We start from the raw sequence: 14629 nt of genomic DNA, 5'->3' as shown, positions 1-14629 counted from the left end.
GTCGAGCTGCCAATCCGGGGTTGGACCACCTAGAGTCCAATCCCTCTCTGCCGGCCCAACTGCCAAGACACCGATCCGCCCTGCACGACGCCCATGACCTCGCGGCCGAGCTGACGGTCGATGATCGGCCGCCATGGGACAAGGGTGAACTCATGGGATTTCTCGACCACGGCGAACTTGCCGCTCGATAGCTGCACGGTGCCGGTGAACTTGCCGCTGACGCTCTCGCCATCCGCTGCTGCGCGGAACGGCAGACCTTTGCTCTCGGCCATCTCGGCGCCGACGCGGGCAACCTCGCGTTCGCGCAACGTGGCGAGAAGACTACGCCGATAGAAGATGCGGCCGTCCCGCGCTCGGGCGGCGTCGCCCTGTTCGATATGATGCTCGCGGCGCTGGTCCGCCACTCGTTCGCGACGGCCTTGCTCCGCAGCGGTTACGACATTCGAACCGTGCAGGATCTGCTCGGCCATTCCGACGTCTCTACGACGATGATTTACACGCATGTGCTGAAAGTTGGCGGTGCCGGAGTGCGCTCACCGCTTGATGCGCTGCCGCCCCTCACTAGTGAGAGGTAGGGCAGCGCAAGTCAATCCTGGCGGATTCACTACCCCTGCGCGAAGGCCATCGGTGCCGCATCGAACGGCCGGTTGCGGAAAGTCCTCCCTGCGTCCGCTGATGGCCGGCAGCAGCCCGTCGTTGCCTGATGGATCCAACCCCTCCGCTGCTATAGTGCAGTCGGCTTCTGACGTTCAGTGCAGCCGTCTTCTGAAAACGACAAGTCCCCTGCACGATGCTGTCTTGCGCCGTCACTTTACTAACCATAAACACCCTTTGTATGCCTTAGACAGAATTACGGGTTAAGTGACAATTTTTGACGACCGGCACGTTCTGGCTCACACTGTCACATAATCGAACGTTTGTGATACATGCTGATCGGATATGCCCGCGTCTCCAAAGCCGATGGCTCGCAGTCTCTCGACCTGCAGCACGACACCTTGCGCGCCGCAGGTGTCGAACGGGACAATATCTATGATGATCTTGCTTCCGGCGGTCGTGATGATCGCCCTGGCTTGACTGCCTGCCTCAAGTCATTGCGTGACGGCGATGTGCTGGTGGTCTGGAAGCTCGATCGCCTCGGACGATCGCTTGCCCATCTGGTCAACACGGTGAAGGAGCTGTCAGACCGCAAGATCGGCCTGCGGGTTCTGACTGGAAAGGGCGCTCAGATCGACACCACGACTGCGTCCGGTCGCATGGTGTTCGGAATCTTCGCCACCTTGGCCGAGTTCGAGCGGGATCTGATCCGAGAGCGCACCATGGCGGGTCTCGCCTCCGCGAGAGCGCGCGGTCGCAAGGGCGGACGAAAATTCGCGCTCACCAAAGCTCAGGTGCGTCTCGCGCAAGCCGCCATGGCCCAGCGCGATACTTCAGTTTCCGATCTCTGCAAGGAACTCGGCATCGAGCGCGTCACTCTCTACCGATATGTCGGTCCCAAAGGCGAGCTCAGAGACCATGGAAAGCATGTTCTCGGACTTACGTCGCAACTCGTTTCTTTTCGCAAGTTGAGCCACCTCCGCGCTTCATCAGAAAACTGAAGGAACCTCCATTGAATCGAACTAATATTTTTTTTGGTGAATCGCATTCTGACTGGTTGCCTGTCAGAGGCGGAGAATCTGGTGATTTTGTTTTTCGACGTGGTGACGGGCATGCCTTCGCGAAAATCGCACCTGCTTCCCGCCGCGGTGAGCTCGCTGGAGAGCGTGACCGCCTCATTTGGCTCAAAGGTCGAGGTGTGGCTTGCCCCGAGGTGATCAACTGGCAGGAGGAACAGGAGGGTGCATGCTTGGTGATAACGGCAATTCCGGGAGTACCGGCGGCTGATCTGTCTGGAGCGGATTTGCTCAAAGCGTGGCCGTCAATGGGGCAGCAACTTGGCGCTGTTCACAGCCTATCGGTTGATCAATGTCCGTTTGAGCGCAGGCTGTCGCGAATGTTCGGACGCGCCGTTGATGTGGTGTCCCGCAATGCCGTCAATCCCGACTTCTTACCGGACGAGGACAAGAGTACGCCGCAGCTCGATCTTTTGGCTCGTGTCGAACGAGAGCTACCGGTGCGGCTCGACCAAGAGCGCACCGATATGGTTGTTTGCCATGGTGATCCCTGCATGCCGAACTTCATGGTGGACCCTAAAACTCTTCAATGCACGGGTCTGATCGACCTTGGGCGGCTCGGAACAGCAGATCGCTATGCCGATTTGGCACTCATGATTGCTAACGCCGAAGAGAACTGGGCAGCGCCAGATGAAGCAGAGCGCGCCTTCGCTGTCCTATTCAATGTATTGGGGATCGAAGCCCCCGACCGCGAACGCCTTGCCTTCTATCTGCGATTGGACCCTCTGACTTGGGGTTGATGTTCATGCCGCCTGTTTTTCCTGCTCATTGGCACGTTTCGCAACCTGTTCTCATTGCGGACACCTTTTCCAGCCTCGTTTGGAAAGTTTCATTGCCAGACGGGACTCCTGCAATCGTCAAGGGATTGAAACCTATAGAAGACATTGCTGATGAACTGCGCGGGGCCGACTATCTGGTATGGCGCAATGGGAGGGGAGCAGTCCGGTTGCTCGGTCGTGAGAACAATCTGATGTTGCTCGAATATGCCGGGGAGCGAATGCTCTCTCACATCGTTGCCGAGCACGGCGACTACCAGGCGACCGAAATTGCAGCGGAACTAATGGCGAAGCTGTATGCCGCATCTGAGGAACCCCTGCCTTCTGCCCTTCTCCCGATCCGGGATCGCTTTGCAGCTTTGTTTCAGCGGGCGCGCGATGATCAAAACGCAGGTTGTCAAACTGACTACGTCCACGCGGCGATTATAGCCGATCAAATGATGAGCAATGCCTCGGAACTGCGTGGGCTACATGGCGATCTGCATCATGAAAACATCATGTTCTCCAGTCGCGGCTGGCTGGTGATAGATCCCGTCGGTCTGGTCGGTGAAGTGGGCTTTGGCGCCGCCAATATGTTCTACGATCCGGCTGACAGAGACGACCTTTGTCTCGATCCTAGACGCATTGCACAGATGGCGGACGCATTCTCTCGTGCGCTGGACGTCGATCCGCGTCGCCTGCTCGACCAGGCGTACGCTTATGGGTGCCTTTCCGCAGCTTGGAACGCGGATGGAGAAGAGGAGCAACGCGATCTAGCTATCGCGGCCGCGATCAAGCAGGTGCGACAGACGTCATACTAGATATCAAGCGACTTCTCCTATCCCCTGGGAACACATCAATCTTACCGGAGAATATCGTTGGCCAAAGCCTTAGCGTAGGATTTCGCCCTCTCCCGCAAACGACCCCAAGTAGCGCGGTGCCGATCAGTCGTCGGTGTACAACTCGTGCGACGTATCGTTGTACAGATTGGGATCGTAGCCGGGTGTCTTGCGCAGTTCGGTGAGGTCGGTGAACGGCCACTCGTCTTCTTCCGATGTATTGGCAGCCGCCGCCCATCCCGCCACCACGACTCCCAGCAACACGAGTGCGAACCAGAAGGCGGCGTAGAGCAGCGCGCCCAGCACAGCCAGCTTGACCACCCACAGCAGCACTGTGGCACCAACCGAAGGCACCCCTTTGGCCACCAACCAATTCGATACCCGCCGTTCGCCACGCGCATAGACGCGCCATCCGCGGCCAAAGGTACGGCCGAGGCGTTCTGCGGTACTGGTGCGGGTCGTCGTGTTCATGGTCGTCTCCTGCTACTGAGGAATGCCTATTCCTGTTTGCTCCACTTCATTCCGTTTCGGGCTTCAATGTGTTTTCTTGCTGCTTCAGGACGCTTCGTCATCCGGTTCCACCGGGCCGGGGTCGGGCTCCACGCCGATGCGGTAGGTGGCAACGAAACGCGGCCAGTCCACATGGTCAACCAGGTCGATGTCCTCGACAACGCTGACCTTCGTTCCCGCACGCTCGAACAGGGCGATGCTCGCGGCGGGATAGTTGTTGCGCGACGGATAGAGCACCCCGTCGAACAGCGGCTGGCCGTCGTCGCCGACCATCGCATGCACCTGAGCGGACACCTGCTGCGTGTGCGTGTAGTCGCGGCTCGCCAACTGCTCCAGATTCAGGCCGAAGTAGCCCGCCATGACGCCCGGCGCCGTGAGGTCGGCCAGGAGCACGTCGTCCAGCACGCCCACGGCGCGGACCATCCGGGCGTGGACCTCCTTCAGGGCGATGGAGCGCTTCGTGTCTTCAAGCCACTGGTGCTTGTGAAACACCGACTCCATCAGCGCCGTGGGCAGGTCGCGCCCCAGGTAGAGCACGCCGTAGGCCCCCGCCGGGTCATCGTAGCGATTCGTGCTGCTGCGACCATAGTACAGCGGGCTGCCCCGATAGACGACGCGGCTCACATGCTGGAGCAGTTCACCGGCATCGATCAGGAACGAAGGCAGCTCGTGGCTCATGGCGATCTCGCTTCAATGCACCTGGACGCCCAGCACGTTGAACACGGCCTCGGCCACGTCATCGATCGTGCCATGCGTCACCGCATCCACCGGCGAGCGCCCACCCAAGCCTTCGAGCGGTTCGGACAGTGCGCGGTAGATCGTCCAGTGATCGATACCCTCGACCTCCTGAAGCACGGTTTGGGTCAACTGCTGTTTCACCGGGTCGAGCTGCCAGTCGGGCAGCTTCTGACCGCGCGGCCCCACGTTCAGCGCCAGCAGCCGACGCGCGAGGATGTCCTTGTAGATCTGCTGGCGCGACTTGTCCGCCAGCTTGGCGAACTCCGCGGGCGGCAGGTTGTGCGGCTGGTTGAAGGTTTCCAGCAGCACGGCGCGGCCTCGCTGGACGTCGGTTTCATTCGGTGCCCAGCGCGTGTCGGCGCGCAGCGCGGCCGCCTTGCGTGCAAGGGCCTGCCCAACGGTCTCCCCCTCCAAGTTGGCGGGCAGTGTCACCGCTTCCACACGCTCGTGGACGAACGCCTGCAACTCGGCCGCGAAAGCCGTGGCATCCCGGATTTCGACGGTATCCGCGAAGCGGCGTACATCTTCCACCGTGACGCGCGGCAGACGGTCGGCAATGAATTCAATGGCAGTGGGCATGGTCATCTCCCGAGTAGGTTTGGGACAGGATTCACTCTAGTCGCCTTTGTCGCGTCTGTCAACTTAGTCGCCTGAGTGAGAACAACCTACCTGGCGGAAGCAGCGTTCCCACAGCATAGGCAGAGGCCAGCGCCGGGTCGCCGTCCAATGCATTCGAGCGGGTTCCACATTGACGCTGGAGCCGCAACCCAGGCCTCGCTATACCGAAACGGTTAAAGGCCAAAGGGCCGAAATGGCAAGGGAATGGGGTGCAAGGGGAAAGGCCCTACCTCGAAAAGGCCAAAAGGCCTCCCGGTCGGCCCGTCATCAGGACACCCACATGCTTTCCCTGTTCCAGCGAAAACGGCCCCCGGTCGCTGCCGCACCGACGCCACCACCCGTCACCGCCCTCCCGAAAGGGCTGCTGCGTCCTGAGTCGGCCGCATCGCTGCTGGCCACCCCACGCCGGCAGAAGCTGCTGGAGCACATCTGGCAGCGTACCTCGCTCTCGCGTAGGCAATTCGCCACCCTGTATCGCACGCCCCTGGAACGCTATGCCGAACTGGTCCAGGCCTTCCCGGCCTCCGAGGCGCATCACCATGCCTACCCGGGCGGCATGCTCGACCACGGCCTGGAGATCGTCGCCTACAGCCTGAAACTGCGGCAGTCCCATCTGCTGCCCATCGGTGCCAGTCCCGAAGACCAGGCGGCCCAGTCCGAAGCCTGGACCGCCGCCGTTGCCTATGCTGCGCTGCTCCACGATATTGGCAAGATCGCCGTCGATCTACACGTCGAACTGGCCGACGGCAGTACTTGGCATCCGTGGCATGGCCCGCTGCACCAGGCGTACCGATTTCGCTACCGTGACGACCGCGAATACCGCCTGCACAGCGCCGCAACAGGCTTGCTCTATCGCCAACTGCTCGACCGCCACGTCCTGGACTGGCTCAGCGACTATCCGGCTCTCTGGGCACCGCTGCTCTATGTGCTGGCCGGTCAGTACGAACATGCCGGTGTACTGGGGGAACTCGTCGTGCAAGCAGACCGGGCGTCGGTGGCCCAGGAGCTGGGCGGCGATCCGGCGCGCGCCATGGCCGCGCCCAAGCACGCACTGCAACGCAAGCTGCTGGACGGGTTGCGCTACCTGCTCAAGGAACAGTTGAAGCTGAACCAGCCGGAAGCCTCCGATGGCTGGCTCACCGAGGATGGTTTGTGGCTGGTGAGCAAGACGGTTTCGGACAAACTGCGCGCACACCTCCTGTCTCAGGGGATCGATGGCATTCCTGCGAACAACACCGCCGTGTTCAATGTGCTGCAGGACCACGGCATGCTGCAGCCCACACCGGACGGCAAGGCGGTCTGGCGCGCGACCGTGACCAGCACGACCGGCTGGTCCCATTCGTTCACCCTGTTGCGTCTCGCTCCCGCGCTGATCTGGGAGTCTGGCGAGCGACCAGCACCTTTCGCGGGCACGGTAGAGATCGACGCGACGCCCGCGGAAAACGACGCCAGCATGTCGGCTCCCGCGCCTACCGTCTCGGTGAACCCAGCGCAGGGAGGTCAAGAGCCTCCGATTTGGGAGGGCGACAGCACCACCATCGTTTCACCGCCCGCAGCCCAGCCCGTGCCCGACGTCATGGAGGATTTGCTCGCGATGGTGGGCTTGGGTGAGTCGGCCGGCGTTGGCCAGGATGCCGAGGAGTTCCTCCACACCCCCGCGCCAGCAACAGCCGCGACGTCCATTCCATCGCCTGCACCTGCACCCGCGCCTACGCCTGGGTCATCGGCAACGAAGCCATCCGGGGAACAGTTCATGGTTTGGCTGAAGCAGGGAATCGCCTCACGACGGCTCATCATCAACGACGCGAAGGCACTCGTGCATACGGTGAATGACACGGCCTACCTGGTCAGCCCGGGTGTGTTCCAACGCTATGCGCAGGAGCATCCCGAAGTGGCCGCACTCGCCAAGCAGGAGAGTCAACAGGATTGGCAGTGGGTGCAGAAGCGCTTCGAGAAGCTGCAGCTACATCGAAAGCAGCCCAATGGCCTGAACATTTGGACCTGTGAAGTCACGGGCCCGAGGAAGTCCCGCCGACTGCATGGCTACCTCCTCGAAGATGGGTCCTTGGCACTCGCCGAAATACCGCCCAACAATCCCTATCTTGCTCTGACTCAGGAAGGATGACGCGATTCGGGCATTGATCGCCACCGTCGTGTGGCGACGATCAATGCCCCGCGAAAACTGGCAACATTTGGCGAACTGAGCTACTCGGCCCGCGCCAACTCCTGTGCAAGGAACGGAGCGGTTCTGCTGCCAGACGTTCGGGCCACCTGCTGAGGGGAGCCCGCCACCACGATGCTGCCGCCGGCAGCGCCTGCACCAGGCCCCACGTCGATCACCCAATCGGCCTGGGCCACCGCGCGCATATCGTGTTCGATCATCACTACGGTATTGCCGGCATCGACCAGGCGCTGCAACTGCACCAGCAGCCGGTCGGCGTCCGACGCATGCAGCCCGGTAGTCGGCTCGTCGAGCACGTACAGGCTTCGGCCGCGCTGGCTGCGCTGAAGCTCGGTCGCCAGCTTGATACGCTGCGCCTCGCCACCGGAAAGCTCGGTGGCCGGTTGCCCCAGGCGCAGGTAGCCCAGTCCGATATCGCGCAGCAGTTGCAGTGGCCTTGCCACAGCGTCTTCACCCGCGAAGAATTCGCTGGCTTCGTCCACGGTCATCTGCAGCACCTCGGCGATGTTGCGCCCGTTCCATTGCACCTTCAGCGTGGCCTCGTTGTAGCGTGCGCCATGGCACGTCGGGCACGGCGCGTACACGCTGGGCATGAACAGCAGTTCCACGCTGACGAAGCCCTCGCCCTCGCAGGTCTCGCAGCGCCCCTTGGCGACGTTGAACGAGAACCGTCCGGCATCGTAGCGGCGGCGTCGCGCATCGGGCGTGGCAGCGAACAGCTTGCGCACATGGTCGAACAGGCCCGTGTAGGTGGCTAGGTTCGACCGCGGCGTGCGCCCGATCGGTTTCTGGTCCACCTGCACCAGACGCTGTACGGCGTCCACGTCGCCCGCCAGATGGCCGCCGGTCGCTTCGATCACTGCCGGCCCTTCGCTGGTGGCGCTTTCGGCTACATCGTCTTCCGGCTCGTGGCCCAGGTGCAGCAGCACCAGCTCCGGCAGGGCCTGCGCGACGAGGCTGGACTTGCCCGAGCCGGAGATGCCGGTGACGGCCGTCAGCACGCCCAGCGGAATGCGTGCGTCCACGCCATGCAGGTTGTGGCGGTGGACGCCCTGCAGCTCCAGCCAGCCGATCGCTTCGCGTGCCCGGCTCCCCGGCGCGGGGATCTCGTCGAACAGGTAACGGGCGGTGCGCGATTCGGCAATCTTGCGCAGGCCATCCGGCTCGCCACTGTAGAGCACGCGGCCGCCACGCTCCCCGGCATCCGGCCCGACATCCACTAGCCATTGCGCGCGGCGCATCAGTTCCAGGTCGTGCTCCACCACGAACACCGAGTTGCCTGCGTCGCGCAGCCGATCGAGTGCGTCGTACAGGGCCTGGCTGTCGGAGGGGTGCAGCCCCGCCGAGGGCTCGTCGAGCACGTACACGACGCCGAACAGCAGGGAACTCAATTGCGTAGCCAGCCGCAGGCGTTGCAACTCGCCAGCCGAAAGCGTCGGCGTGGCCCGGTCCAGCGTCAGGTAGCCCAAGCCCAGCCCGCGCAGTTGGCGCAGGCGTGCCATCACGCCACCGGCCAGGCGCTGCGCGGCGAGGCGCTTTTCTTCCGACAGCGCGGAGGTGCGGCGCACGTCGGGCGATACCGCGTGTACGGCACGACCGGAGGCCGCGCGTTGGGCACGGTCGCGCCGGGTCGCTTCCTTGTCCGTAGCCGCCCCCGCTGCATGGGCGCGGAAATCACCCTGGGCAATGGGTTCGAGCAAGGCCGCCAACTGGTCCAGCGGCATCTGCATGAACGCGCCGATGTCCACGCCGGCGAAGGTGACCGACAACGCCTCGGGCTTGAGCCGCTTGCCGTGGCAGGTGGGGCACGGCTTGCCCTCCATGAACCGGGACACGCGCTTTCTCATCAGCGCGCTCTGGGTGTTGGCAAAGGTGTGCAGCACATACCGGCGAGCACCGGTGAAGGTGCCCATGTAGCTCGGCTCCATCTTGCGCTTGAGCGCGGCGCGGGTCTCGGCGGGCGTGAAGCCGGCGTACACCGGCACCGTCGGTGTTTCCTCGGTGAACAGAATCCAGTCGCGATCCTTCTTCGGCAGGTCCTTCCACGGTCGGTCAACGTCGTAGCCCATGCTGACCAGGATGTCGCGCAGGTTCTGGCCTTGCCAGGCGGGGGGCCAGGAGGCGATCGCCCGCTCGCGGATGCTCAGGGAGGGATCGGGCACCATGATGGCCTCGGTCACCTCGTACACATGGCCCAGGCCGTGGCAGGTCGGGCACGCTCCCTGCGGCGTGTTGGGCGAAAAATCCTCGGCGTACAGCATCGGCTGGTTGGCTGGGTAGGCGCCGGCGCGCGAATACATCATCCGCACCAGGCTGGACAGGGTGGTCACACTGCCCACGGAGGAACGCGCGTTGCTGGAGCCACGCTGCTGCTGCAGCGCCACCGCCGGCGGGAGGCCGTCGATCGCATCGACGTCGGGCACGCCGGCCTGGTCGATCAATCGCCGCGCATAGGGGGCCACCGACTCGAAGTAACGTCGCTGAGCCTCGGCATAGATGGTGCCGAAGGCCAGCGAGGACTTCCCGGAGCCGGAGACTCCCGAGAACACCACGAGCGCGTTACGCGGGATGGAAACGTCCACCTCTTTGAGGTTGTTCTCGCGCGCCCCGCGCACCTGCACGAGGCCGCTGGCCGCAGCGGTACAAGAGGATTCACCGAAAGAATTGTTTGGCATGTTCTTATCCTGTAGTTCGTCCCGCTCAGGACGGGACTTCCTGAGTTCGTGGGCCGCGGCGACTGGCTTCGAGCGCCGCGGTGACAGTGCGGGCGTCGTAGCTGCCGCGCAGACGACGACCCTCGACGAAGAACGTCGGCGTGGCGTGCGCACCGCTGGCGACCGCACTGGCGAGGTCGCGCTCGACACGCTCGATCACCGCGGTGCTGTCGAGATCCGCGATGAACCGTTCGACGTCGAGCCCAAGCTCGGCGGCGTAGCCGATCAGATGCTCGCGCTCCAGCGCATGCTGACGGGTGAACACGAAGTCCAGCCACGGCCAGAACATCCCCTGGTTCGCCGCTGCCTCGGACGCCCGCGCGGCGATCGGCCCGTGCGGGTGGTGCGGCAGATGGCGCACCACATACCGCAGGTCGTCCCCGAAGTGGGCACGCAGATCGTCCCAAGAACCGGTCGCGTGCGCACAGTACGCGCACTCGAAGTCCACGTACTCGACGAGTGTGAGCTGGGCGTCCTCCGGCCCGCGGATGTGATCGATCTCCGGATCGACCGGTGGCTCAAGCACCATCGGCAGGTCAGCGGTCTTCTCACCCCACCGCTTGGCGGCGACCTTGAAGATCAGCCACCCGAGCAACGTGGCGAACACCATCGACACGAGCACGCCGACCGTCGCCTGGCGGCCCAGGTCGGAGGTCGTGCCGAACGCGAGCCCGATGATCAGCAGCGACACGGTGAAGCCGATCCCGGACAGTGCCGCACCACCGAACACGCTCCCCACCCCGACGCCCTCGGGCAGCCGGCCCAGGCCGAGACGGACGGCGACGAGCGTGATGAGCCCGATGCCCACGAGCTTGCCGAGCACGAGCCCTGCGATGACGCCCCACGTGACTGGCGAGCCGAAGGCCTCGGCGAGCAGCCCGCCACGCACGTCCACTCCGGCGTTCGCCAAGGCGAACACCGGCACGATCAGCAGCGCCGTCGGCAGCCGCAGGAACTCGTGCAATCGCTCGTTCACCGAGATACCCCGGGACAGCCCGCAGTCCACCGCGCGGGCCGATGCGGCACTCGGAGACTGCCAGAAGTCGCGGAACAGTTGTTTTGCCGCGACGACCTTGTGACGTTGCGTCGCGTAGGCGGGGATCAGCAGCCCCGCGGCCATCCCGGCGAGAGAGGCATGGATGCCGGAGTACACGGTTGCGAGCCACAGCACGATCACGATCAGCACATACGGCATTGCCCGCCACTGGCGGGTGCGCCCTAGCCACCACAACGCAACGAGACTGGCGAGGGCGATCAACAACGGGACGATCCGAATCTCCTCGCTATAGACGATGCCGATGATGGACACGGCGAGGAAGTCATCGACCACGGTCAGGGTGAGCAGGAACACGCGCAACTGACCGGATAGCCGCGGGCCGACGATCGCCAGGGTGCCCAGCATGAATGCCGTATCGGTGCCGACCACCGCCCCCCACCCGTGCAGGCCTTCACTTCCGGCCAGCCCCACGATCAGGACATACACCAGCGCGGGAAGCACGACACCTGCGACACCCGCGATCAGAGCGAGACGGGCACGGCTGCGGTCCCTGAGCGATCCGTGGGCGAACTCCTGACGCACCTCCAGGCCGATCAGGAAGAAGAAGACCACCATCAGGCCGTCGTTGACCCAGTGATGCAGATCCATGTGCATGCCCAGCGGCCCGAAGTCAAACCCGACGTCCAGGTGCCACAACGCGAAATAGGCATCGGATAGCGGCGAGTTCGCCCACGCCAGCGCCACGACCGTGACGATCACCAGCAGCACCGCAGCACCAGACTCCGTGCGCAGATAGCGGGCAACGCGTCCCCGGCTGATATTCGCCGAGGATGCACCGAAAGAAGTGGCTGACATGTTCTTATCCTGTTCCTGTAGTTCGTGAAGTCGCGATGAGCCGGTTTCGGAGGCGACCGGTCAGGCGTCCGCCTCTGGCAGCGTCCCATCATCCAGCGAGCGCAGCCAAGTAAGCCTTTCTCCCAGCCTGCGCTCAACACCTCTGTCCGTTGGCTGATACCAGCCCGGCCGCGCCACGCCCTCGGGAAAGTAGCTTTGCCCAGCGGCATAGCCGTTGGGCTCGTCATGGGCATAGCGGTAGCCTTCGTGATACCCCATCTGCTGCATCAGCTTCGTCGGCGCATTGCGAAGATGGAGAGGCACAGGCAGGGAGCCGCTGTTCTTGACGAAGGCCTTCGCCTTGTTCCAGGCGGCATAGGCAGCGTTCGACTTGGGGGCGGCAGCAAGGTAGGTCGCCGCGTGGGCAATCGGTATTTCGCCTTCGGGGGAACCCAGCCTCTCATAAGCCAGCGCGGCATTGAGCGCCAGTTGCAGCGCCTGCGGGTCGGCATTGCCGATGTCTTCGCTGGCCACCACGATCATGCGGCGCGTCACCTGGCTGACGTCGCCGCTGCCGTCGAGGATGCGGGCCAGCCAGTACAGGGCCGCGTCGGGGTCGGAGCCCCGCAGCGACTTGTGGAAGGCGGAGAGCTGCCAGTAGAACTCGTCGCCGCCCTTGTCGAACCTGCGCAGTGATGGGCTGGTGGACAGTTTGGCAAACTCGCCATCGACCACGGCCTTGCCCGCGCCCGACGCAGCATTCGTCACCTGCTCAAGCAGATTGAGGAAGCGCCTGCCATCGCCATCGGCAAAGCCCTTGAGCAGATCCAGCGCGTCCGCGTCCAACGTGACGCCCTGGAGATGCGGCAGTGCGCGTTCGTAGAGCTGGTTCAGTTCGTCGCCGGACAGCGGTTCGAGGGTATAGACCTGCGCGCGTGAGAGCAGAGCGGAATTGACCGCCAGCCCCGGATGCTCGGTCGTTCCCCCCACCAGGGTCAGGAGCCCCGACTCGACATGGGGCAGTAGGGCATCCTGCTGCGCCTTGTTGAAGCGATGGATCTCATCGACGAAAAGCACCGTCGATCGACCATGGTTGCCCAGTTCTGCCTGGGCCTCGTCGATGGCTTGCCGGATGTCCTTCACCCCGGCAAGCACGGCCGAGATGGCGATGAATCGGCTGTCGGTCGCACTGGCGGCCAGGCGCCCCAGGGTGGTCTTGCCCACGCCTGGCGGCCCCCAGAGGATGAACGAGTGCAACTTGCCCGCCTCGAACGCGAGACGAAGCGGCTTGCCGGGGCCGAGCAAGTGCCGTTGCCCGACGAATTCATCCAGCGTCTTGGGCCGCAGGAGTTCGGCCAAGGGAGGCTTGGGCTTTGTCGTGAATAGATCGGTCAAGTTCCTCTCCCTGGTATTTCTGATAGTTGACGTTCCGATAAGGTGTGCACCTCAATCCAGAGAGCCGGATTTATCCAACGCCGTGGGCTCTTTGTCGCTAATCGCATGCATGATGATGCGAGAGCCGCGGTAGCCGATGCTATGGTTCCATACCCAGCTCAACGCGACGCTGAGACGATTTCGCGTACCGATCAGAAAGTAGATATGCGCGAGCTTCCAGATCCACCACGCAAAGGCTCCACGCAGCTTAACCCGCCCCATGTCAATTACGGCCAGGCTGCGGCCGATGGTGGCCAGGTTCCCCTGATGCCGGTATTTGAAAGGCCCGTCAGCGGGCTTGCCTTTCAAACGCCGTCCAATGAGGTTGGCGACGTACTTGCCTTGCTGTTTGGCGGCGGGGGCGATGCCCGGTACGGGCTTCCCATCAGCCATGGTGCACGAGGCGGTATCGCCGATGGCGAAGACCTCCGGGCGACCGGCCACCGTCAGGTCGGGACCAACGACCACTCGACCCGCACGATCAGACGCAGCACCCAACCAGCGAGCCGCGGGAGACGCCTGGACGCCGGCGGCCCAAACGATGGTCTTGGCCGAAAGAGGCTTGCCGCCATACACCACGCCGTCGGCCGAGCATTCGGTGACCGGCGTACCCAGCACGACCTCGACCCCGAGCTTTTCGAGTGCCTGGCGCGTATAGGCCGAAAGATCCTCTGGAAAGACGGACAACAGACGCGGGCCCGCCTCGATCAGTACAACCCGGGACGTGCTCGGGTCGATCGAGCGGAAGTCACGCGCCAGCGTGTCTCGTGCAAGCTCGGCGATGGTCCCGGCCAATTCAACCCCGGTGGGACCACCACCGATGATGACGAACGTCTGCAGCGCGGCACGCTGCTGAGGATCGCTCGTGCGCTCGGCCTCCTCGAAAGCCGCGAGGATTCGGCCTCGAATGGTCGTGGCATCTTCCAGCGTCTTCAACCCCGGCGCGAAAGCCCCCCATTCGTCGTGTCCGAAATAGGCATGGGTAGCACCTGTCGCGAGTACGAGCGTGTCGTAGGTTTGGCGCGAGCCATTGTTGAGAATGACCTGACGCGCGTCCTGGTCGATACCTTCCACTTCCGCCATCAAGGTGTTCACTTCCGGGCGATTTCGGAATAGATAGCGAATAGGCCAGGCGATCTCGGATGTCGAGAGAGATGCCCCTGCGACCTGGTAAAGCAGCGGCTGGAACAGGTGATGATTGCGCCGGTCGATGATCGTCACATCGACCTCGGCACCAGCAAGCTGGTTGGCAACCTCGATCCCGCCGAAGCCCGCTCCGATAATGACGACGTGATGTCGGTTTTTGGAGGTCTTTGTCATGACCTGATCTCCTCTCTC

General features: G+C 63.4%; 11 protein-coding genes and 2 pseudogenes. 5 read left to right on the top strand and 8 right to left on the bottom strand.

Annotation, left to right across the window (positions count from 1 at the left end; translation table 11 throughout):
• Positions 1-29: 29 nt before the first annotated feature.
• Positions 30-479 (bottom strand): annotated as a pseudogene (locus ICA15_RS15780) (DUF3363 domain-containing protein); the annotation flags it as partial.
• On the opposite strand from ICA15_RS15780, the pseudogene ICA15_RS15775 reads away from it, so the two are divergent.
• The 4 genes and pseudogenes from ICA15_RS15775 to ICA15_RS15760 form a co-directional block, all read left to right on the top strand.
• Positions 396-575, top strand: a pseudogene (locus ICA15_RS15775) (tyrosine-type recombinase/integrase); the annotation flags it as partial. The pseudogenes ICA15_RS15780 and ICA15_RS15775 sit on opposite strands and share 84 nt — an antisense overlap.
• 351 nt (positions 576-926) lie before the next feature.
• Positions 927-1595 (top strand): recombinase family protein, encoded by a 669-nt coding sequence (locus ICA15_RS15770; protein ID WP_023434504.1) that lies wholly within the window; start codon positions 927-929, stop codon positions 1593-1595.
• A gap of 11 nt (positions 1596-1606) precedes the next feature.
• Positions 1607-2410, top strand: a complete 804-nt coding sequence (aph(3'')-Ib, locus tag ICA15_RS15765) for an aminoglycoside O-phosphotransferase APH(3'')-Ib (protein ID WP_001082319.1) — start codon at positions 1607-1609, stop codon at positions 2408-2410.
• Complete coding sequence (locus ICA15_RS15760; protein ID WP_000480968.1) at positions 2410-3246, top strand: aminoglycoside O-phosphotransferase APH(6)-Id; 837 nt, start codon at positions 2410-2412, stop codon at positions 3244-3246. Before aph(3'')-Ib ends, ICA15_RS15760 begins: the two co-directional genes overlap by 1 nt.
• A gap of 123 nt (positions 3247-3369) precedes the next feature.
• Here ICA15_RS15760 and ICA15_RS15755 read toward each other — a convergent pair whose 3' ends face one another.
• From ICA15_RS15755 to ICA15_RS15745, 3 genes are all read right to left on the bottom strand, one after another.
• Positions 3370-3735: a DUF3742 family protein gene (locus tag ICA15_RS15755; protein ID WP_028690953.1), complete on the bottom strand. Its 366-nt coding sequence runs from the start codon at positions 3733-3735 to the stop codon at positions 3370-3372.
• A gap of 84 nt (positions 3736-3819) precedes the next feature.
• Positions 3820-4452 carry an RES family NAD+ phosphorylase gene (locus tag ICA15_RS15750; RefSeq protein ID WP_028690952.1) on the bottom strand — a complete coding sequence of 211 codons (633 nt, stop codon included), beginning with the start codon at positions 4450-4452 and terminating at the stop codon, positions 3820-3822.
• Positions 4453-4464: 12 nt separating this feature from the next.
• Positions 4465-5091, bottom strand: a complete 627-nt coding sequence (locus tag ICA15_RS15745) for a hypothetical protein (protein ID WP_023657212.1) — start codon at positions 5089-5091, stop codon at positions 4465-4467.
• A 319-nt stretch (positions 5092-5410) separates the two neighbouring features.
• Here ICA15_RS15745 and mobH point away from each other — a divergent pair, with 319 nt between their 5' ends.
• Entirely contained in the window at positions 5411-7255 is a 1845-nt protein-coding gene (gene mobH / locus ICA15_RS15740; protein WP_028690951.1) for a MobH family relaxase, read from the top strand.
• Positions 7256-7335: 80 nt separating this feature from the next.
• Here mobH and ICA15_RS15735 read toward each other — a convergent pair whose 3' ends face one another.
• Genes ICA15_RS15735 through ICA15_RS15720 form a run of 4 tightly spaced genes read right to left on the bottom strand, consistent with a single transcriptional unit; the run spans position 7336 to position 14611 of the window.
• The gene (locus tag ICA15_RS15735) at positions 7336-9987 is read right to left on the bottom strand and encodes an excinuclease ABC subunit UvrA (RefSeq protein WP_028690950.1); all 2652 of its coding nucleotides are present in this window, start codon (positions 9985-9987) and stop codon (positions 7336-7338) included.
• 25 nt (positions 9988-10012) lie between these two features.
• A complete protein-coding gene (gene nhaA, locus ICA15_RS15730; RefSeq protein WP_028690949.1) occupies positions 10013-11878 on the bottom strand; it encodes a Na+/H+ antiporter NhaA in 1866 nt (621 codons plus the stop codon).
• A 60-nt stretch (positions 11879-11938) separates the two neighbouring features.
• On the bottom strand, positions 11939-13252 hold the full coding sequence (locus tag ICA15_RS15725) for a replication-associated recombination protein A (protein WP_028690948.1): 1314 nt from the start codon (positions 13250-13252) through the stop codon (positions 11939-11941).
• 51 nt (positions 13253-13303) lie between these two features.
• Positions 13304-14611, bottom strand: coding sequence for an NAD(P)/FAD-dependent oxidoreductase (locus ICA15_RS15720; protein ID WP_028690947.1), 1308 nt, complete (start codon positions 14609-14611; stop codon positions 13304-13306).
• Between the last annotated feature and the right edge of the window lie 18 nt (positions 14612-14629).

This window comes from Pseudomonas sp. P116 (genome assembly GCF_020149425.1).
Lineage (GTDB): Bacteria > Pseudomonadota > Gammaproteobacteria > Pseudomonadales > Pseudomonadaceae > Aquipseudomonas > Aquipseudomonas anatoliensis.
The sequence above is the reverse complement of the archived record's forward strand: the minus strand, read 5'-3'. Positions and strand labels throughout refer to the sequence as shown.